The 16856-nt window shown below is 67.8% G+C and carries 21 protein-coding genes; 19 read left to right on the top strand and 2 right to left on the bottom strand.

What is annotated here, in order from left to right; genetic code table 11:
• Window positions 1–70 precede the first annotated feature (70 nt).
• Genes nudE through CYU89_RS17155 form a run of 5 tightly spaced genes read left to right on the top strand, consistent with a single transcriptional unit; the run spans window position 71 to window position 2925 of the window.
• Window positions 71–619 (top strand): ADP compounds hydrolase NudE, encoded by a 549-nt coding sequence (nudE, locus tag CYU89_RS17175; protein ID WP_296282764.1) that lies wholly within the window; start codon window positions 71–73, stop codon window positions 617–619.
• Entirely contained in the window at window positions 616–1452 is an 837-nt protein-coding gene (cysQ, locus tag CYU89_RS17170; RefSeq protein ID WP_296282763.1) for a 3'(2'),5'-bisphosphate nucleotidase CysQ, read from the top strand. The genes nudE and cysQ overlap by 4 nt, the downstream gene beginning before the upstream one ends.
• Window positions 1430–2257, top strand: coding sequence for a nucleoside triphosphate pyrophosphohydrolase (gene mazG, locus CYU89_RS17165; RefSeq protein ID WP_296282762.1), 828 nt, complete (start codon window positions 1430–1432; stop codon window positions 2255–2257). The genes cysQ and mazG overlap by 23 nt, the downstream gene beginning before the upstream one ends.
• 25 nt (window positions 2258–2282) lie before the next feature.
• Window positions 2283–2606: a YnfA family protein gene (locus CYU89_RS17160; RefSeq protein WP_296282761.1), complete on the top strand. Its 324-nt coding sequence runs from the start codon at window positions 2283–2285 to the stop codon at window positions 2604–2606.
• 16 nt (window positions 2607–2622) lie between these two features.
• A complete protein-coding gene (locus tag CYU89_RS17155; RefSeq protein ID WP_296282760.1) occupies window positions 2623–2925 on the top strand; it encodes a DUF962 domain-containing protein in 303 nt (100 codons plus the stop codon).
• A 16-nt stretch (window positions 2926–2941) separates the two neighbouring features.
• On the opposite strand, the gene CYU89_RS17150 is transcribed toward CYU89_RS17155, so the two are convergent.
• Complete coding sequence (locus CYU89_RS17150) at window positions 2942–3280, bottom strand: DMT family protein (RefSeq protein ID WP_296282759.1); 339 nt, start codon at window positions 3278–3280, stop codon at window positions 2942–2944.
• Window positions 3281–3408: 128 nt separating this feature from the next.
• On the opposite strand from CYU89_RS17150, the gene CYU89_RS17145 reads away from it, so the two are divergent.
• From CYU89_RS17145 to CYU89_RS17105, 9 genes are all read left to right on the top strand, one after another.
• Window positions 3409–4110 carry a response regulator transcription factor gene (locus tag CYU89_RS17145; protein ID WP_055940490.1) on the top strand — a complete coding sequence of 234 codons (702 nt, stop codon included), beginning with the start codon at window positions 3409–3411 and terminating at the stop codon, window positions 4108–4110.
• A 49-nt stretch (window positions 4111–4159) separates the two neighbouring features.
• On the top strand, window positions 4160–5431 hold the full coding sequence (locus CYU89_RS17140; RefSeq protein ID WP_296282758.1) for a HAMP domain-containing sensor histidine kinase: 1272 nt from the start codon (window positions 4160–4162) through the stop codon (window positions 5429–5431).
• 96 nt (window positions 5432–5527) lie between these two features.
• A complete protein-coding gene (locus CYU89_RS17135) occupies window positions 5528–7063 on the top strand; it encodes an efflux RND transporter periplasmic adaptor subunit (protein WP_296282757.1) in 1536 nt (511 codons plus the stop codon).
• Window positions 7064–7065: 2 nt separating this feature from the next.
• Window positions 7066–7791 (top strand): ABC transporter ATP-binding protein, encoded by a 726-nt coding sequence (locus CYU89_RS17130; protein WP_296282756.1) that lies wholly within the window; start codon window positions 7066–7068, stop codon window positions 7789–7791.
• Window positions 7788–9029 carry an ABC transporter permease gene (locus tag CYU89_RS17125; protein ID WP_296282755.1) on the top strand — a complete coding sequence of 414 codons (1242 nt, stop codon included), beginning with the start codon at window positions 7788–7790 and terminating at the stop codon, window positions 9027–9029. The genes CYU89_RS17130 and CYU89_RS17125 overlap by 4 nt, the downstream gene beginning before the upstream one ends.
• Before the next feature lie 71 nt (window positions 9030–9100).
• The gene (locus CYU89_RS17120) at window positions 9101–10057 is read left to right on the top strand and encodes an isoaspartyl peptidase/L-asparaginase (protein ID WP_296282754.1); all 957 of its coding nucleotides are present in this window, start codon (window positions 9101–9103) and stop codon (window positions 10055–10057) included.
• Window positions 10057–10773, top strand: coding sequence for a sigma-70 family RNA polymerase sigma factor (locus CYU89_RS17115; protein ID WP_296282753.1), 717 nt, complete (start codon window positions 10057–10059; stop codon window positions 10771–10773). The genes CYU89_RS17120 and CYU89_RS17115 overlap by 1 nt, the downstream gene beginning before the upstream one ends.
• Window positions 10752–11129 (top strand): VOC family protein, encoded by a 378-nt coding sequence (locus CYU89_RS17110; protein WP_296282752.1) that lies wholly within the window; start codon window positions 10752–10754, stop codon window positions 11127–11129. The genes CYU89_RS17115 and CYU89_RS17110 overlap by 22 nt, the downstream gene beginning before the upstream one ends.
• A 179-nt stretch (window positions 11130–11308) precedes the next feature.
• Entirely contained in the window at window positions 11309–12682 is a 1374-nt protein-coding gene (locus CYU89_RS17105; RefSeq protein ID WP_296282751.1) for a S8 family peptidase, read from the top strand.
• A 63-nt stretch (window positions 12683–12745) separates the two neighbouring features.
• On the opposite strand, the gene CYU89_RS17100 is transcribed toward CYU89_RS17105, so the two are convergent.
• A complete protein-coding gene (locus tag CYU89_RS17100) occupies window positions 12746–13483 on the bottom strand; it encodes an SGNH/GDSL hydrolase family protein (protein ID WP_296282750.1) in 738 nt (245 codons plus the stop codon).
• 218 nt (window positions 13484–13701) lie between these two features.
• On the opposite strand from CYU89_RS17100, the gene CYU89_RS17095 reads away from it, so the two are divergent.
• The 5 genes from CYU89_RS17095 to CYU89_RS17075 form a co-directional block, all read left to right on the top strand.
• Window positions 13702–14082 carry a diacylglycerol kinase gene (locus CYU89_RS17095; protein ID WP_296282749.1) on the top strand — a complete coding sequence of 127 codons (381 nt, stop codon included), beginning with the start codon at window positions 13702–13704 and terminating at the stop codon, window positions 14080–14082.
• A 29-nt stretch (window positions 14083–14111) separates the two neighbouring features.
• Window positions 14112–14846 carry a TerC family protein gene (locus CYU89_RS17090; RefSeq protein ID WP_296282748.1) on the top strand — a complete coding sequence of 245 codons (735 nt, stop codon included), beginning with the start codon at window positions 14112–14114 and terminating at the stop codon, window positions 14844–14846.
• 158 nt (window positions 14847–15004) lie between these two features.
• On the top strand, window positions 15005–15646 hold the full coding sequence (locus CYU89_RS17085) for a LemA family protein (protein WP_296282747.1): 642 nt from the start codon (window positions 15005–15007) through the stop codon (window positions 15644–15646).
• A gap of 9 nt (window positions 15647–15655) precedes the next feature.
• Window positions 15656–16558: a TPM domain-containing protein gene (locus tag CYU89_RS17080; protein ID WP_296282779.1), complete on the top strand. Its 903-nt coding sequence runs from the start codon at window positions 15656–15658 to the stop codon at window positions 16556–16558.
• Window positions 16558–16856: TPM domain-containing protein (locus CYU89_RS17075; RefSeq protein ID WP_296282746.1), on the top strand; the 299-nt coding region annotated here is incomplete at its 3' end. The genes CYU89_RS17080 and CYU89_RS17075, both read left to right, overlap by 1 nt.

Genomic DNA, 16856 nt, shown 5'->3' with positions numbered 1-16856 from the left:
CCATGATATCGGGCACCACCCCCTGCCGTCGCCGCGCTCCGCGTGGAACGGGCGGAACGTGCGCCGTCGCATGAGCCGCCTTCCCACCATCCATGGGATCACCCAGCGCGCCGACGGGCCGGATCGCCACGTCGAAGAGCTGGACCTGGAGTTCAGCAACGGCGAGCGCCGCCGCTACCACCGCCTGCGCTCGCAGGGTCATGGCGCCGTGGTGGTGGTGCCGATGCAGGACGACGACACGGTGCTGCTGGTGCGCGAGTACGCCGCCGGCATGCACCGCTACGAACTGGGCCTTGTGAAGGGCCGGATCGACGCGGGCGAGACGCCCGAACAGGCCGCGGACCGCGAGCTGAAGGAAGAAGCCGGTTTCGGCGCGCGCCGCCTGGACGTGCTGCGCGCCCTGACCCTGGCGCCCACTTACATGAGCCACCAGTCCTGGCTGGTGGTGGCGAGAGACCTGTACCCCGAGCGCCTGCCGGGGGATGAACCCGAGGAGTTGGAAGTAGTGCCCTGGAAGTTGCAAGACCTCGACCAGCTGATGCTGCGCGAGGATTTTTCGGAAGGCCGTTCGCTTGCGGCGTTGTTCATCGCCCGCGAATGGTTGAAAGAGCGGACATGAGCCGCATGACCGCAGACCTGCACGAAGCCGTCATCGTCATCGCCCGCGAAGCGGGCCTCGCCATCATGGCGGTGTACGAGAACGCCTTCGACGTGCAGCACAAGAGCGACGACAGCCCGCTGACCGCCGCCGACATGGCCGCCCACCAGGTGATCATCGACGGCCTGCGCCGCCTGACCCCGCAATGGCCGGTGTTGTCCGAGGAAGCCGCCGACATCCCGTGGGCCGAGCGCAGCCAGTGGCCGACCTACTGGCTGGTGGATCCGCTCGACGGCACGCGCGAGTTCATCAAGCGCAACGGCGAATTCACCGTCAACATCGCACTGATCGAGCAGAACGAGCCCATCTTCGGCGTGGTCCACGCGCCGGTCGGCGGCGAGACGTGGCACGCGCGGCAGGGGCGGAACGCCTACCGCCGCGTCGGCGACGTGGATGCTCAGATCCGCACGCGGGCGCCGGCCACCGGCACGCTGAAAGTGGCGGCCAGCCGGTCCCATCGCGACGCGCGCACGCAGGCTTTCCTCGACGGCATGGGGACGATCGAAGACGTCGCGCTCGGTTCGTCGCTCAAGTTCTGCCGCATCGCCGAAGGTGCCCTGGACGTCTATCCGCGTTTCGGCCCCACCAGCGAGTGGGATACCGCCGCCGCGCAATGCGTGCTGGAAGCCGCCGGCGGCGCACTGCTGGCGCCGGATGGCCGCGCGTTCCGCTACAACCGCCGCGAGACGCTGCTCAACGGCGACTTCGTTGCGCTGGGCGACATGACGTTGCCATGGCGCACCTGGCTGGCGCTGGCGCAGGACGACGCGAATGGGCACGCCCGCATCGCCTGACGGCGACATCGCGCGGCTGTTGGCCATCATGGCCCGGCTGCGCGATCCCGATGGCGGTTGCCCCTGGGACCTGGAGCAGGATTTTTCCACCATTGCGCCGTACACGGTGGAAGAAGCCTACGAAGTCGCCGACGCGATCGACCGGCACGACCTGCCGGCCTTGAAGGACGAACTGGGCGACCTGCTGCTGCAGGTCGTCTTCCATGCGCAGATGGCGCAGGAGCAGGGTGCCTTCGCGTTCGGCGATGTCGTCGCCGCCATCTGCGACAAGATGGTGCGCCGCCATCCGCATGTATTCGGCGAGGCCTCGTTCGCCGATGCCGAGGCGCAGACCGTCAACTGGGAGGCCATCAAGGCCGCCGAACGGAAGGCCGCCGGCGAGGAAGATGCATCCGCATTGGCCGGCGTGTCGCGCGGGCTGCCGGAATGGCAGCGCGCAGTGAAGCTGCAGTCGCGCGCGGCGCGCGTGGGCTTCGACTGGCCGGGCACCGCACCGGTGATCGACAAGCTGCACGAAGAGATCGACGAAGTCCGCGTCGAGCTCGCCGCCGCACCCTCGCCGGAGCGCGATGCGCGGCTGGAGGACGAGATCGGCGACCTGCTGTTCGTCGCCGCCAACCTCGCCCGGCACGCGAAGGTGGATGTCGGCAGCGCGCTGCGCCGGGCCAACCTGAAGTTCGAACGCCGCTTCCGCGCGATGGAGGCGATCGCCGCCGCGGAAGGCACCACGATGTCCGCGCTGGACCTCGAAGCACAGGAAGCGCTGTGGACGCGGGTGAAAGCCACGGAGCGGAACCCGGCGTGACCCGCGCCTGCGTTAGGCTTGCCGCATGAAGACCCTGCTGCTGTTCCTCGTCACCGCGGTGGCCGAGATCGTCGGCTGCTATCTGCCGTATCTGTGGCTGCGCAAGGGCGGCAGCGCCTGGTTGCTGGTGCCGGCCGCGGCGAGCCTGGCACTGTTCGCCTGGTTGTTGACGCTGCACCCCACGGCCTCGGGCCGCGTCTACGCCGCGTATGGCGGCGTCTACATCACGACGGCGATCTTCTGGCTGTGGGCGGTCGATGCCGTGAAGCCGACGCGCTGGGACCTGCTGGGCGCCGGCTTGTGCCTGGCCGGCATGGCGGTGATCATGTTCTCGCCACGCGCCGCCTGACCCTGTGGGAGGGGACATGAGCCGCTTCGCCAGCTTCCGCGAGTTCTATCCGTTCTATCTCGACGAGCACAGCAATCGCACGTCGCGGCGCCTGCACTTCATCGGCAGCTGCGGTGTGCTGGCGCTGCTGGCGATGGCCATCGTCGAGCGCAACGCGTGGTGGCTGCTCGCCGCGTTGTTCTGCGGGTATGGCTTCGCCTGGGTCGGCCACTTCTTCTTCGAGAAGAACCGGCCCGCGACCTTCAAGCATCCGTTCTATTCCTTCGCCGGCGACTGGGTGATGTTCAAGGACATCCTCACCGGGAAGATCCGGTTCTGACCCTCTTCCTACAGGTTCATTCGTAGAACATCAGGAACGCCGCACCCACGATCAGGGCAAAGGCAGCGTAGTGGTTCCACTTCAGCGGCTGGCCCAGATACCAGGTGCTGAAGCCGGCGAAGACCAGCAGGGTCAGGACCTCCTGGATGGTCTTCAGCTGCACGACCGAGTACACCGTGCTGCCCATCCGGTTAGCCGGCACCATCAGGGTGTACTCGAAGAACGCGATGCCCCAGCTGGCCAGGATCGCCACGAACAGCGGCGAGGACTTGTACTTCAGGTGCCCATACCAGGCGAACGTCATGAAAACGTTGGAGGCCAGCAGCAGGAAAAGGGGCAGGATGCGGTCGATCATGGCAAGGCCGTCGGGAGGGGAGCGCGAAGCGTAATGCCAACTGCCGGCTGAATGGAGAGGGCGTCTTCACGCGGTGTCTACCGGTGGCCCGGTAGCTTCACAAACCTGAAGCCTCTCAAGGAGTTGTCATGCGACACAGTCAGGAAACCGCGGGTCTGGTGCTGGTGGTGGAAGACAACCGCAACATTTCCGAGATGATCGGGGAATATCTGGAAGGCCGCGGCTTTGAAGTCGACTACGCCACTGACGGCCTGGACGGGTATCGCCTGGCGGTGGAGAACAGCTACGACGTGCTGGTGCTGGACCTGATGCTGCCGCGGCTGGACGGCATGGAAGTCTGCAAGCGCCTGCGCACCGAGGCACGCAAGTCCACGCCGGTGCTGATGCTGACCGCGCGCGACACGCTGGACGACAAGCTGACCGGTCTGAGTTCCGGTGCGGACGATTACCTGACCAAGCCGTTCGCGATCCAGGAACTGGAAGCACGCCTGCGCGCGCTGATCCGCCGCGAACGGCGCCAGGTGGGAGCCGAGGTGCTGAAGGTCGCCGACCTGGTGCTGGACCCGGTCAGCATGCGTGCCACGCGCGGCGGCACCGAACTGATGCTCTCGCCCATCGGCCTGCGCCTGCTGACCATCCTTATGCGCGAATCGCCGCGGGTGGTGACGCGCCAGGAGATCGAGCGCGAGATCTGGGGCAATGGCCTGCCCGATTCGGACACGCTGCGCAGCCACCTCTACAACCTGCGCAAGGTGATCGACAAACCGTTCGACAAGCCGCTGCTGCACACCGTGCAGAGCGCGGGCTACCGCATCGCCGACATCGGCTGACCGGACCGTCGGCGCGCGGCATCTTCCTGCCTCCGCCCGACGACTGCCCATGCGCCACGGCCTGCCCCGCAAACTCAGGATCGCCTTCATCCTGCAGGCCGTCATGGTCAGCCTGGCCATCGTGCTGGGCGTGTACGTGATCTCCGCGGTCATCAAGCACAGCCTGATGAACACCGCGCTGCAGGAAGAGGCCGGGCACTTCTGGGAGCTCTACAGCGCCAGTACCGCGCAGCCGCCACCGAACACCTTCAACCTGCGCGGCTACCTGGTGCTGAAGGGGCACTCCAACCTGGTGCTGCCGGAAAACCTGCGCGATCTCCGTCCGGGCTTCCACGAATTGAAGGACGACGACCTGCTGGTGCTCGTCGACGAGCAACCGCAGGGCCGCCTGTACCTGGTGTTCCTGCGTTCGCAGGCCGAGCGTCTGGCCTTCTACTTCGGCACCGTGCCGATCATCATGACCCTGGTGGCCATCTACCTGGTGTCGTGGCTGACCTACCGCGCCTCCAAACGCCTGGTGTCGCCGGTCAGTTGGCTGGCACGGCAGGTGGCGGAATGGGATCCGCGCCGCCCGGATGTCAGCGCGCTGGCGCCCGAACGCCTGCCGAGCGACGTGCAGGGTGAGGCCCGCCAGCTGGCCTCGGCGCTGCACGGCCTGGCCCAGCGCGTCACCGCGCATGTGGCGCGCGAGCGCGATTTCACCCGCGACGCCAGTCATGAACTGCGCACGCCGCTGACCGTCATCCGCGTGGCCACCGACATGGGCATGGCGGAAGATGCGCCGCCACGCGTGGCCCGTGCCCTGCAGCGCATCCAGCGCGCCGGCCGCGATATGGAGGCGGTGATCGATGCCTTCCTGATCCTCGCGCGCGAAGCCGAGGTTGAACCGCAGAGCGAAGACTTCGACGTGGCCGACATCGTCATGGACGAGGCCGAAAACGCACGCACGCTCCTGCTCAACAAGCCGGTCGACCTGGAGGTCACGCTGCACGCGCGCCCGCGGCTGCATGCGCCGCCGCGGGTGTTCCAGGTCGTGGTCAGCAACCTGCTGCGCAATGCCTGCGCCTACACCGACCGCGGCCGCATCGACGTGCTGCTGGAGCCCGACCGGGTGGTCGTGCGGGACAGCGGCATCGGCATGTCGGCCGAGTCGATGACCCGCGTGTTCGAACCTTTCTATCGTGCCGACCCCTCGCGTCCGCACGGCAGCGGACTGGGCCTGTCCATCGTCAGCCGGCTGTGCGAACGCTTCGGCTGGAAGATCGAGCTGGACAGCGAGCTGGGACGCGGCACCACGGCCACGATCCGCTTCGTTCCGTAAGCTATACGGGAACTGATCGGTACCGCACGCTGTCAACGCCGCGGCCTCCGGCGCGTTCCCCCTTCCGACTCCCCCTCTTCCGAGCCGACTCACTGCATGAGCCAGCCTGCACGCACTGCCCCTCGCAAGCCTTCCCCGTGGCCCAGGATCCTGCTGGGGGTCGCCGTCATCGCCCTCGTCGGTGCGGGCGCCTGGTACTGGACCTCGCGCAAGGCCGAGGGCGCCGAGAGCGCCTATCGCACCGCCACCATCGAACGCGGCGACATCCGCGTGGCCATTTCGGCCACCGGCACGCTGAGCGCCATCTCCACCGTGACCGTCGGCAGCCAGATCTCCGGCCAGGTCACCGACGTGCTGGTGGATTACAACAGCGAGGTCAAGAAAGGCGAGGTGCTGGCACGCATCGATCCGAGCACGTACGAAGCGCAGATCGAACAGGGCAACGCCCAGATCGCCAACGCGCAAGCCAGTCTGAAGCAGGCGCAGGCCACGCTGGCGAACGCCGAACTCGATTACACCCGCAAGGCCGACCTCGGCCGACAGAAGCTGGTCGCGCAGAGCGACGTCGACCTGGCGCGCGCGTCGCGCGACCAGGCACGCGCGCAGGTCAATGCGGCGCAGGCGCAGATCCGCCAGCAGACGGCGTCCACGCAGACCACCCGCGTCAACCTCGACCGTACCGTCATCCGCTCGCCGGTGGATGGCGTGGTGCTGACGCGCACCATCGAGCCGGGCCAGACCGTGGCCGCCAGCCTGCAGGCGCCGGAGCTGTTCACCATTGCCGAAGACCTGTCGAAGATGAAGATCGAGCTGGCTGTCGACGAGGCCGACATCGGCCAGGTCAAGGTGGGACAGGCGGTGTCCTTCACCGTCGACGCGTTCGCCGACCGCCAGTTCCGTGGCGAGGTTCAACAGGTGCGCCTGTCCGCCACCACCACCAGCAACGTGGTGACATATCCGGTGGTCGTCAGCGTGGACAACAGCGACGGCACGCTGCTGCCCGGGTTGACCGTCAACGCCGAGATCGAGGTCAGCAAGCGCGACGACATCCTCAAGGTGTCCAACGCCGCGCTGCGCTACAAGCCGACCGGCGAGCAGGCCAACGCCTCCGCGACGGCGCAGGCGGCGCCCCAGGGTGGGCAGAACCGCGGTGGCGGCATCAGCGACGACCTCGTGCGCGTTGCAGGAAGCCTGCAGCTGAAGCCCGGGCAGCAGGCCGCCTTCGATGCCGCACTGACGGCGTTGCGCGAACGCCAGGCGGCGCGCATGGCGCAGGCGCAGCAGCGCGGGGGTGCCAGCATGTTCGGGGGACCGGGCGGCGGCCCGCGTTCGGGTGGCAATGCGGGGGGCGGCGGCGCGATGCAGGCGCAGATGCGCCAGCGCATGGCCGAACGCATGCAGCAGGATTTCGCCCCGTTCCGCGCCACCCTGGATGACGCGCAGAAGCAGCGCTGGGATGGCGAGCTGCGCACCTTGCTCGCGGCCAAGCGCGCGCCCGTCTACAAGCTGGTCGACGGCAAGCCGGAGATGGTGCAGGTGCGCGTGGGTGCCAGCGACGGCACCAGCACGGAAGTATCCGGCCCGGTGAAGGAAGGCGACGTAATGGTCGTGGGCGAGCGCGCAAAGGAATGAGCATGCCGTCCGCGACTGCCGGCGACCGCGTGCCGGTCATCCAGACGCACGCGCTGGGCAAGGTGTATTCCGCCGGGACCGAGGCGGAGGTCGTCGCGCTGCGCGGCGTGGACATGCGCGTGGACCGCGGCGATTTCGTCGCGATCATGGGACCGTCAGGCTCGGGCAAGTCCACGCTGATGAACCTGATCGGCTGCCTGGACACGCCCAGCGACGGGCGCTATCTATGCGACGGCATCGACGTGGCGACGCTGGATGCCGAACAACTGGCGATCCTCCGCCGCGAAAAGATCGGCTTCGTGTTCCAGGGCTTCCACCTGCTGCCGCGCATGACCGCGCTGGAGAACGTGGCGATGCCGCTGGGCTATGCGCAGGTACCCCCCGGCGAACGCGCCGAGCGCGCGCGCCAGGCGCTGGCCGCCGTCGGCCTGGCCGAGCGCGCCGGCCACCGTCCCAACGAACTGTCGGGCGGCCAGCAACAGCGCGTGGCCATTGCGCGTGCGCTGATCAACCAGCCCCCGATCCTGCTGGCCGACGAACCCACGGGCGCGCTGGACAGCAAGACCGGCGAGGAGATCCTGTCGCTGTTCAAGCGCCTGCGCGACGACGGCCACACCGTCATCCTGATCACCCACGACGCCGAAGTCGCCGCGCATGCCGATCGCATCCTGGTGATGCGCGACGGCGAGCTGCATGAAGACCTGGACCATGCGGGAGGCCGGCCATGAAGTTCTCCGACATCCTGCGCACCGCGCTGCATGCGCTGCGCGGCAACTGGATGCGCAGCGCGCTGACCTCGCTCGGGGTCATCATCGGCATCGCCGCCGTCATCGTCATGGTGTCGGTGGGCCAGGGCACGCAGGCGGAAATCGACAAGCTGGTCTCCGGCCTGGGTTCGCAGCGCCTGGACATCAGCCCGGGCGCGGGCCGCGGTCCCGGCGGCGGTGGCGTACGCATGAGTTCCAGCAGCTTCTACACGCTGAAGGAAGGTGGCGTGGAGGCGATCCGCAACGAGATCCCGGAAGTGCAGTACGTGGCGGGTGCCTTGCGGGGCAATACGCAGATCGTGTTCGCGGAGAACAACGCATCGACCAGCTGGCAGGGCGTGCAGGCGGATTTCTTCGACATCAACGGCTGGGTCATCGCCAATGGCGAGGGCTTCGATGCGCAGGACTACTCCAGCGCCGGCAAGATCGTGATCCTGGGCGAGACGGTGCGTCGCACGCTGTTCGGCGAGGACAGCGGCGTCGGCCAGACGGTGCGCCTCGGGCGCGTGCCGTTCACCGTCGTGGGTACCCTGGCGCCGAAGGGGCAGGGAGGCTTCGGCCAGGACCAGGACGACGTGATGATGGTGCCGCTGGAAACCGCGCGCCGGCGCCTGCTCGGGTCGATGGGCCTGCCGCCGGGCGCCGTGATGCAGGTGGCGCTGACGGTGGCCGATGCCAAGGACCTGAGTTACGTGCAGGGCGAGGTGGAAGCGCTGCTGCGCCAGCGGCACAAGATCAATCCGGGCGAAGAGGACGACTTCAACGTCCGCAACATTTCCGAGATCGTCGCCACGCGCACGGCCACGACCAAGCTGATGTCGCTGCTGCTCGGCGCGGTGGCGACCATTTCACTGATCGTGGGCGGCATCGGCATCATGAACATCATGCTGGTGTCGGTGACCGAGCGCATCCGCGAGATCGGCCTGCGGATGGCCGTCGGCGCGGGACCGGGCGACGTGCGCCGGCAGTTCCTTGCCGAGGCGATGTTGCTGTCGCTGGGTGGCGGCGTGCTGGGTATCGTCATCGGCGTGGCCGGTGCGCTGCTGGTGGGCAAGTTCAGCGACCTGCCGGTGGCGTTGAACGGGCAGGTCATCGGCCTGGCGGCCGGCTTCTCGATCGCCACCGGCCTGTTCTTCGGCTACTACCCGGCGCGCAAGGCCTCGCAGCTGGACCCGATCGAGGCGCTGCGCTCGCAATAGGCCGTCGGGGGCTGGTGCGCTGCGGTCGCGGGAGTATGCTGGGTGCCCGTCGTGCCCACCGGTCCCGCGCCATGAGCCCGCATTCCTCCCGCCGGCCGCTTGCATTGGCGATCCATGGAGGCGCCGGCGTCATCGAACGGGGCAGCCTTGGCGCCGAGGCCGAAGCCGCGATCCACGCCGACCTCGCGCGCGCGCTCGATGTCGGGCACGCCATCCTCGCCACCGGCGGCAGCGCGCTGGATGCGGTGGAAGCCGCGGTGACGGTGCTGGAGGATTCTCCCTACTTCAACGCCGGGCGCGGCGCGGTGTTCACCGCCGAGGGCCGGCACGAGCTCGATGCGTCGATCATGGACGGGCGCCATCGTCGCGCGGGCGCGGTGGCCGGCGTCATGACGGTGCGACATCCGGTGCGATTGGCGCGGCGCGTGCTGGAGGATTCCCCGCATGTCTTCCTGATCGGCGATGGTGCGGAGCAGTTCGCCGATACGCAGCCCGGCATCGAACGCGTGCCGAACGGCTGGTTCTCGACCGAGGCGCGGCGCATGCAGTTGCGCGACGCGCAGCAGCGCGAGCAGCAGGCGTGGAACGGCAACGACGATCTGCGCGGACGCTACTTCGGTACGGTCGGTGCGGTGGCCCTGGACAGTCGCGGGCACGTCGCGGCTGCGACGTCGACCGGCGGCATGACCAACAAGCGCTGGGGCCGGGTGGGCGATTCGCCGGTGATCGGCGCCGGGACCTGGGCCGATGCGCGCTGCGCCGTCTCGTGCAGCGGGTGGGGCGAGTTCTACATCCGCAACGCGGTCGCCCACGACATCGCGGCACGCGTCGCCTACCGGGGCGATCGCCTCCACGACGCGGTGGAGGATGTCGTCCTCGGCGACGTCCCGCAGCATGGCGGCGACGGTGGCGCCATCGCGTTGGATACCGATGGCAATGTATCGCTGGTGCTCAACACGCGTGGCATGTACCGCGGATGGGTGTTGCCGGACGGCACGCGGGGCACCGCGATCTACCAGGAGGCCTGATGCCGGCGGCACCGGGCGGGAGCGAAGCCACGCTGACGCACGAGGACTATCGCGCCCTCCGTGCGCAGGCGTTGCGGTTGTGCCGGCGTGCGCATGAAGCGGACGACCTGGTGCAGGAGGCGTTGCTCGCGGGACTGCTGGCCGGGCGGCACGATCTGCCATGGCTGTCGGGTGTCGTGCGCCACCAGGCCGCGATGGCTGCCCGCGCCGCCGGACGTCGCCGCCGGCGCGAGGCCGAGGCGGGCCTGTTGGCCGGCAGCGAAGAAAGCCCATCGCCACACGCCCTCACCAGCAATTCCAACGCCTGCCCGCCGTGGCTGGCCGCGTTGCCGCCCTCCGCACGCAGGCTGGCGATACTCGCGCTGCATGGCCTGTCGGCGGACGAGATCCGCTGGATCCTGCGCATCGAACCGACCGCTTTCCGCCAGCGCCTGACCCGCATCCGCAAGGCGCTCGCCGCGCAGTCGCCAGCAGCGCGTGCGGAAAGCATCGCGCTCGCGCACCAGCGCGATCCGGCGCGCAGCGTGGACCTCGCCTTCGGCCTCGCCCGACGCGCGCTGAAGGCGGCCATGCAGGCGGGCGAGGGGCTGGGTACGCATGATCCGGACGGTCATCTGATCCTGATCGATGCCGGTGCTCACACTTCGCCTTCCCGCGGCAACGTACGGAAGGGAATCACACAGGAAGACATCCCATGCTCGGACACTGCAAGGTAGGCGCCATTGTGTTCTTCGTTTCCGACCTGGCCCGGTCGGTGGGCTTCTATCGCGACACCCTGGGCCTGCCCATCGCCGCGATGGACGGGCATGACGGGCCGTTCGCGATGGGCGAGGTGGGCGAACTCGCCCTGGTGCTCATTCCACGGCCTGCGCGCGCAGGCGAATCGCCAGTCGTCGTCTTCAGCCTGGACGGGGGCATCGATGACCACGCGGAAGCGCTGGCTGCGAAGGGTGTGGACATCGTGGTGCCGGTCAGCGAATCGCCCGATGGCGGACTGTCGTTGGATTTTCTCGACCCCGATGGCAACGTGCTGAGCCTGCACCAGAACGAGGGTGCGCCACGGCGGCGGTGATCGCGCGATTTTTCCGCCGATGCGAACCATTCCCATGGCTACCGGTGGCAGGGTTCCAGCGCGCGACAGAGGAGAAAATGTTAGCTGAAAATCCATATCTAGAACGAAAATTACAAGCTAGATTCGACCCACTGCGCTGTCCCGCGCGGCAATCACAACACTCGGAGTCGGATCGGCTTATGAAGAAGAATCGCATGGCGGTGTGGGTGGGTTTGGCACTCGTGACGATGGGCGCGGCGCAAACCGCGAGCGCGGGTGGCAGGCCGGATCTGGTGATCAAGGGATTGAAGGCGGGCCAGCCGCACGTCAGTGGCGAGTTGCTGGTGAAGTATCGCGATGGCGCCGTGCTGGCTGACCGTGATGCGGTGGTGCAGGGCCTCGGTGCGCAGAAGCTGGAGACGGTGCGTCGCGGCAATGGCCGCAGCGGCGAAATCGCCCTGCTCAAGCTGCCGGGCAACGTGGATCTGTCCGCCGCCGTGCAGGTGCTGAGCGCAGACCCTGCCGTCGAGTACGCCGAGCCGAACTGGACCTACCAGCACAACGCCGTCTCCAACGACACCTATTCCACCAACGGGTCGCTGTGGGGCATGTACGGCGATGCGGGCACGCCCGCCAACGTCTACGGCTCGCAGGCGTCCGAGGCCTGGGCCGCCGGCCATACGAGTTGCGGCAACGTGGTGGTCGGGGTGATCGATGAAGGCATCTACTTCAATCATGAAGACCTGACCGCGAACATCTGGACCAATCCCTACGACCCGGTCGATGGCGTGGACAACGACGGCAACGGCTACGTGGACGACGTGCGTGGGTGGGACTTCGACGGCAACACCAACGACATCAACTCCGGCGGCGCCAATGACGACCATGGCACCCACGTGGCCGGCACCATCGCCGGCGTCGGTGGCAATGGCAAGGGCGTGGCCGGCGTGTGCTGGAGCGGCGTGAAGCTGATCAGCGGCAAGTTCCTCGGCCGTCGTGGCGGCAGCACGGCCAATGCCATCAAGGCGCTGGACTACTTCACCGACCTGAAGACGCGTCATGGCCTGAACCTGGTCGCGACCAACAATTCGTGGGGCGGTGGCGGCTACTCGCAGGCGCTCAGCGATGCCATCGACCGGGCCGGCCAGGCGGAGATCCTGACGATCGTCGCGGCAGGCAACGACAGCGTCAATTGCGAAAGCAACACCTCGGGGGCGTGCTACCCGGCGTCGTATCCCAACGCCAGCATCATTTCGGTGGCGGCGCTGCGATCCACCGGCGCGCTGGTCTACAACTACGGCGTCACCACGGTCGACCTGGGCGCGCCCGGTTATGGCATCTGGTCGACCGTGCCGAAGGCATCGAAGGGCAGCGTGGTCTCCGGTTATGCCAGCTACAGCGGCACCTCGATGGCCACGCCGCACGTCACCGGTGCAGCTGCACTCTACGCATCCACGCGTCCCGGCGTGACGGCAGCGCAGATAAAGGCGGCGATTCTCGGCTCCACGGTGCCCACGCCTTCGCTGCAGGGCAAGACGGTCACCGGCGGACGCCTCAACGCCAGCGGTTTCTGACGGAACATCCGAGTGCAACGAAGAAGCCCGGCATCGCCGGGCTTCTTTTTTTTGCGGACGCGGTTACTTGAGGTAGGGCGCGATCACGCGCTGCCAGATGACGTAGCCGGCACGGTTCAGGTGCAGCCGGTCCTCGATGAACAAGGATTCGTCCGGCTGGCCGCTGGCGTCCAGCATGGGCGTGAAGATGTCGATGTAGTCCACGCCCAGGCGCTTGGCTTCCGCCGCGATCAACCCATTCGCCTCCCGCTGCACGGACAGCAGCTGCGCGCGCGACGGGCTGGGCTTGTTGCTGATGTACGCGATCCTGGTTTTCGGCAGGTCGCGGCGCACGCGCTCGACGAAGGCGATGAAGTCCGCATGCAGTTGCTGTGGCGTGCGCCCCGCGTCGAGGTCGTTGTCGCCGGCATAGATCAGGATCTGCCGCGGCGCATACGGCACGACGATGCGGTCGGCATACCACGTGCTGTCGCGCAGTTCGGAACCGCCGAAGCCCCGGTTGATCACCGGCACGCCCGGGAAGTCCTGCGCCAGCGTGTCCCAGAAGCGGATCGACGAGCTGCCGATGAACAGCACGCCCCCGCGCGGCGGCGGCGACTGCGCGTCGGCGGCCTCGAAGCGCTGCATGTCGGCTTCCCAGGCCGGGCTTGAGACCTGTTCGGGGATCCGCGGTGCCTCCTTGGCTGAAACCGGTGTCGCGGCCGTGGCCGGGGTCGTGGGTGGGCTTCCGGCACAGGCGGCCAGCAGTGCGGCCAGTGCGGCGGCGATCAGCGGCAGGCGTACGGTATTCAGGAAGGGCACGAGGGGGAGGTCTCCTTGGACGCGGGCAAGCTAGTGGACCAGCCCGTTCCCGGGGATGCAAACCGCTGGCGAGGCGGCCCGAGATCGCCTTGTGGCAAAATTGGACGCTTGGGCGCAGTGCATGCGCCGGCTCCACCCGACACCTCCCTCTGCTGGATCCGGCTTCGGCCCGACCGGCCGGGGCCGATGCGGGACCCCTTTCCGCCTCAACCCGCCCCATGGCAGACGAAACCGGACACTTCCCGCGCGGCCCCGGCCGCATCCTGAAAGCCACCGTCTGGTCCCTGCAGGGACTGCGCGCGGCGTGGATGCACGAATCCTCGTTCCGCCTCGAGGTCTACCTGCTGGTGGTGATGGCACCCTTGGCGCTGTGGCTGGGCGAAACCGGCCTGGAGCGCGCGGTGATGATCGGCAGCTGCCTCCTGGTGCTCGCGGCGGAACTGCTGAACTCCGCGGTGGAAGCGGTGATCGAGCGCTACGGTCCCGAACACCACGAGCTGGCCGGTCGCGCCAAGGACATGGGCTCCGCTGCCGTGTTCGTGCTGATGATGAACGTGCTGCTGTGCTGGGCGCTGATCCTCGCACCACGCTACCTGTGAATTTTTGATCCGAACCTAGGTACCCCCCGATGATGGAATTGCTTACCGATCCGCAGGTGTGGATCACGCTGGTCACGCTGAGTGCGATCGAGATCGTGCTGGGCATCGACAACCTGGTCTTCATCTCCATCGCGGTCAGCAAGCTGCCGCCGCACCAGCGCGAAGTGGCGCGCAAGTTCGGCATCGCGGTGGCGTGCATCACCCGCATCCTGCTGTTGTTGACCCTTGCGTGGCTGGCCGGCCTGACCGCCGACCTCTTCACGCTGTTCGGCCAGGGCATCTCGGTCCGCGACCTGGTGCTGATCCTGGGCGGCGTGTTCCTGCTGGTGAAGGGCACCAAGGAAATCCTGGAGCTGGTCAAGGGCGAGCCCGATTCGGAAGACGTGCATACGCGTCCCGCCGCTTCGTTCGCCGGCGTGATCGCGCAGATCGCGGTGATCGACATCGTGTTCTCGCTCGACTCGGTGATCGCGGCCGTGGGCATGGCCAACCACACCCCGGTGATGGTGGCGGCAATCCTGTTGGCCGTGGCGGTGATGCTGCTGGCGGCGCGCCCGCTGGGCCAGTTCATCGACAACAACCCGACCATCAAGATGCTGGCGCTGGCCTTCATCGTGGCGGTCGGTGCGTACCTGCTGCTGGATGGCTTCGAGATGCACATCCCGAAGGGTTATCTGTACGGTGCGATGGCCTTCTCTGCCGTGGTCGAGTGCCTCAACCTGTGGGCGAAGAAGCGCGCCAGCCAGCGCATGCTGCGCGAGTGAATCCGCGCCTCGCGAAGGCCCGGCGAAAGGCTCCCTCGGGAGCCTTTCGTTTTTCACGGAAGCCTAACGAAGCGCCGCAGGTGTGATGGGCGCACCTGCTTGCGCCTTCACGGGCAAGGTGCTGCAATCAGTTCGTCCGCCCTAGGGAGTGTCGTGCCATGCGCCAGGTGTCGCGTCTGTGGTTGATCGTCGTGCTGGTCGCGCTGTTGTCCGGTTGCGGGTACAACGCCATCCAGCAGAAGGACGAAGCGGTGAAGGCCGGTTGGTCGGAAGTCCTGAACCAGTACAAGCGCCGCGCCGACCTGATCCCCAATCTGGTCAAGACCGTGCAGGGCTACGCCCAGCAGGAGCGCCAGGTGCTGACCGACGTGACCAACGCGCGTGCGCGGGTGGGGCAGATCCAGGTCAATGCCGACGATGCGGCATCGCTGCAGCAGTTCCAGCAGGCGCAAGGCGAGTTGTCCAGTGCGCTGTCTCGTCTGCTGGTGGTGACCGAGAACTATCCCAACCTGAAATCCGACCAGTCCTTCCGCGACCTGCAGGCGCAACTGGAAGGCACGGAAAACCGCATCACCGTCGCACGCGGCCGCTACATCCAGACGGTGCAGGATTACAACACCTACATCCGCCAGTTCCCGCAGGTGATCACCGCCAAGATCACCGGCGCCAAGGAGAAGCCGAACTTCACCGTCGAGAACGAAGCGGCGATTTCCGAAGCGCCGGCCGTCGATTTCGGCACCCCGCCGCCGGCCGCGCCGCAGGCGCCCACACCGCCGCCACCCCCGTCGCCCGGCAACTGAGCCACGCCGATCGCCGCCCTGCTGCGCGCGCTGGCGCTCTGCCTGCTGCTGGTGGCAGCGCCCGCATGGGCGCAGTCGCTGGCCGCGATCCCTGCGCTGGATTCGCCGGTGGTCGACACCACCGGCACGCTGGATGCCTCGCAGAAGCAGCAGCTCGAACAGCAGGCGCTGGCGTTGCAGCAGCGCAAGGGCAGCCAGCTGCAGGTGCTGATGGTGCCGACCACGCAGCCGGAGACCATTGAGCAATACGCGCAGCGCGTTTTCGACCAATGGAAGCTCGGCCGCAAGGGCGTGGACGACGGCGTGTTGCTGCTGGTCGCGAAGGAGGACCGCCGTGTGCGCATCCACCCCGGCTACGGACTGGAAGGTGCCATCCCCGATGCCATCGCCAACCGCGTCATCCAGGAGTATCTGGCACCGAAGTTCCGCGAGGGTGACTTCGGTGGCGGTATCGCCGATGCCACGGCGACCCTGGTGAAACTGATCGACGGCGAAACGCTGCCGGCCCCGGTCAGCACGCATCGCGCCAGTCCGGGCGGCGGTCGGGGTGGCGACTGGATCTTCGCCCTTTTTGCGGCCTTCATCGTGGCGACCCTCGTGCGCGGCATGTTCGGTCGCGCACCTGCGGGGTTGCGAGGCCTGTTCACGGGCGGGGCCGCCGCCGGGGTGGCGCTGCTGCTGTCTTCGCTCATTCCCGCCGGCATCGCGGGCGTGTTCGGCCTGCTGTACGGCCTGGCCTCGGTGTCGACCCGCGGTGGTTATGCCCGGCACCGCGATTGGGGCGGCTGGGGTGGCGGCGGAGGCGGCTGGGGAGGGGGCGGCTTTGGTGGGGGCGGGGGTGGCTTCGGCGGCGGTGGCTGGGGCGGAGGTGGCGGCATGTCCGGAGGCGGTGGCGCCTCGGGGAGCTGGTGATGCGCCTGTTGCGCCATCTGTTCGGCCGTTCCGCCCGGCGGCTGTTCCCCGAGGCCAGCCTGCACCGCATCACGGATGCCATCGCGGCAGGCGAGCGGCTGCATCGCGGCGAGGTGATGTTCGCGGTGGAATCCAACCTGCCGCCGAGCGCCGTGATCGCGGGCGTGGATCCGCGGCAGCGCGCGCATGAGGTGTTCGTCCGCCTGCGCACCTGGGATACGGAAGCGAACAACGGCGTGCTGATCTACCTGCTGCTGGCCGACCATCGCATCGAGATCGTGGCCGATCGCGGGCTGGC

It is taken from the genome of Pseudoxanthomonas sp. (assembly GCF_002863005.1).
In the GTDB taxonomy this organism is placed as follows: Bacteria; Pseudomonadota; Gammaproteobacteria; order Xanthomonadales; family Xanthomonadaceae; genus Pseudoxanthomonas_A.
The sequence above is the reverse complement of the archived record's forward strand: the minus strand, read 5'-3'. Positions and strand labels throughout refer to the sequence as shown.

Coding starts and splice junctions, on each gene's coding strand:
- nudE (WP_296282764.1), top strand. CDS start 71: ATGAGCCGCCTTCCCACCATCCATGGGATCACCCAGCGCGCCGACGGG.
- cysQ (WP_296282763.1), top strand. CDS start 616: ATGAGCCGCATGACCGCAGACCTGCACGAAGCCGTCATCGTCATCGCC.
- mazG (WP_296282762.1), top strand. CDS start 1,430: ATGGGCACGCCCGCATCGCCTGACGGCGACATCGCGCGGCTGTTGGCC.
- CYU89_RS17160 (WP_296282761.1), top strand. CDS start 2,283: ATGAAGACCCTGCTGCTGTTCCTCGTCACCGCGGTGGCCGAGATCGTC.
- CYU89_RS17155 (WP_296282760.1), top strand. CDS start 2,623: ATGAGCCGCTTCGCCAGCTTCCGCGAGTTCTATCCGTTCTATCTCGAC.
- CYU89_RS17150 (WP_296282759.1), bottom strand. CDS start 3,280: ATGATCGACCGCATCCTGCCCCTTTTCCTGCTGCTGGCCTCCAACGTT.
- CYU89_RS17145 (WP_055940490.1), top strand. CDS start 3,409: ATGCGACACAGTCAGGAAACCGCGGGTCTGGTGCTGGTGGTGGAAGAC.
- CYU89_RS17140 (WP_296282758.1), top strand. CDS start 4,160: ATGCGCCACGGCCTGCCCCGCAAACTCAGGATCGCCTTCATCCTGCAG.
- CYU89_RS17135 (WP_296282757.1), top strand. CDS start 5,528: ATGAGCCAGCCTGCACGCACTGCCCCTCGCAAGCCTTCCCCGTGGCCC.
- CYU89_RS17130 (WP_296282756.1), top strand. CDS start 7,066: ATGCCGTCCGCGACTGCCGGCGACCGCGTGCCGGTCATCCAGACGCAC.
- CYU89_RS17125 (WP_296282755.1), top strand. CDS start 7,788: ATGAAGTTCTCCGACATCCTGCGCACCGCGCTGCATGCGCTGCGCGGC.
- CYU89_RS17120 (WP_296282754.1), top strand. CDS start 9,101: ATGAGCCCGCATTCCTCCCGCCGGCCGCTTGCATTGGCGATCCATGGA.
- CYU89_RS17115 (WP_296282753.1), top strand. CDS start 10,057: ATGCCGGCGGCACCGGGCGGGAGCGAAGCCACGCTGACGCACGAGGAC.
- CYU89_RS17110 (WP_296282752.1), top strand. CDS start 10,752: ATGCTCGGACACTGCAAGGTAGGCGCCATTGTGTTCTTCGTTTCCGAC.
- CYU89_RS17105 (WP_296282751.1), top strand. CDS start 11,309: ATGAAGAAGAATCGCATGGCGGTGTGGGTGGGTTTGGCACTCGTGACG.
- CYU89_RS17095 (WP_296282749.1), top strand. CDS start 13,702: ATGGCAGACGAAACCGGACACTTCCCGCGCGGCCCCGGCCGCATCCTG.
- CYU89_RS17090 (WP_296282748.1), top strand. CDS start 14,112: ATGATGGAATTGCTTACCGATCCGCAGGTGTGGATCACGCTGGTCACG.
- CYU89_RS17085 (WP_296282747.1), top strand. CDS start 15,005: ATGCGCCAGGTGTCGCGTCTGTGGTTGATCGTCGTGCTGGTCGCGCTG.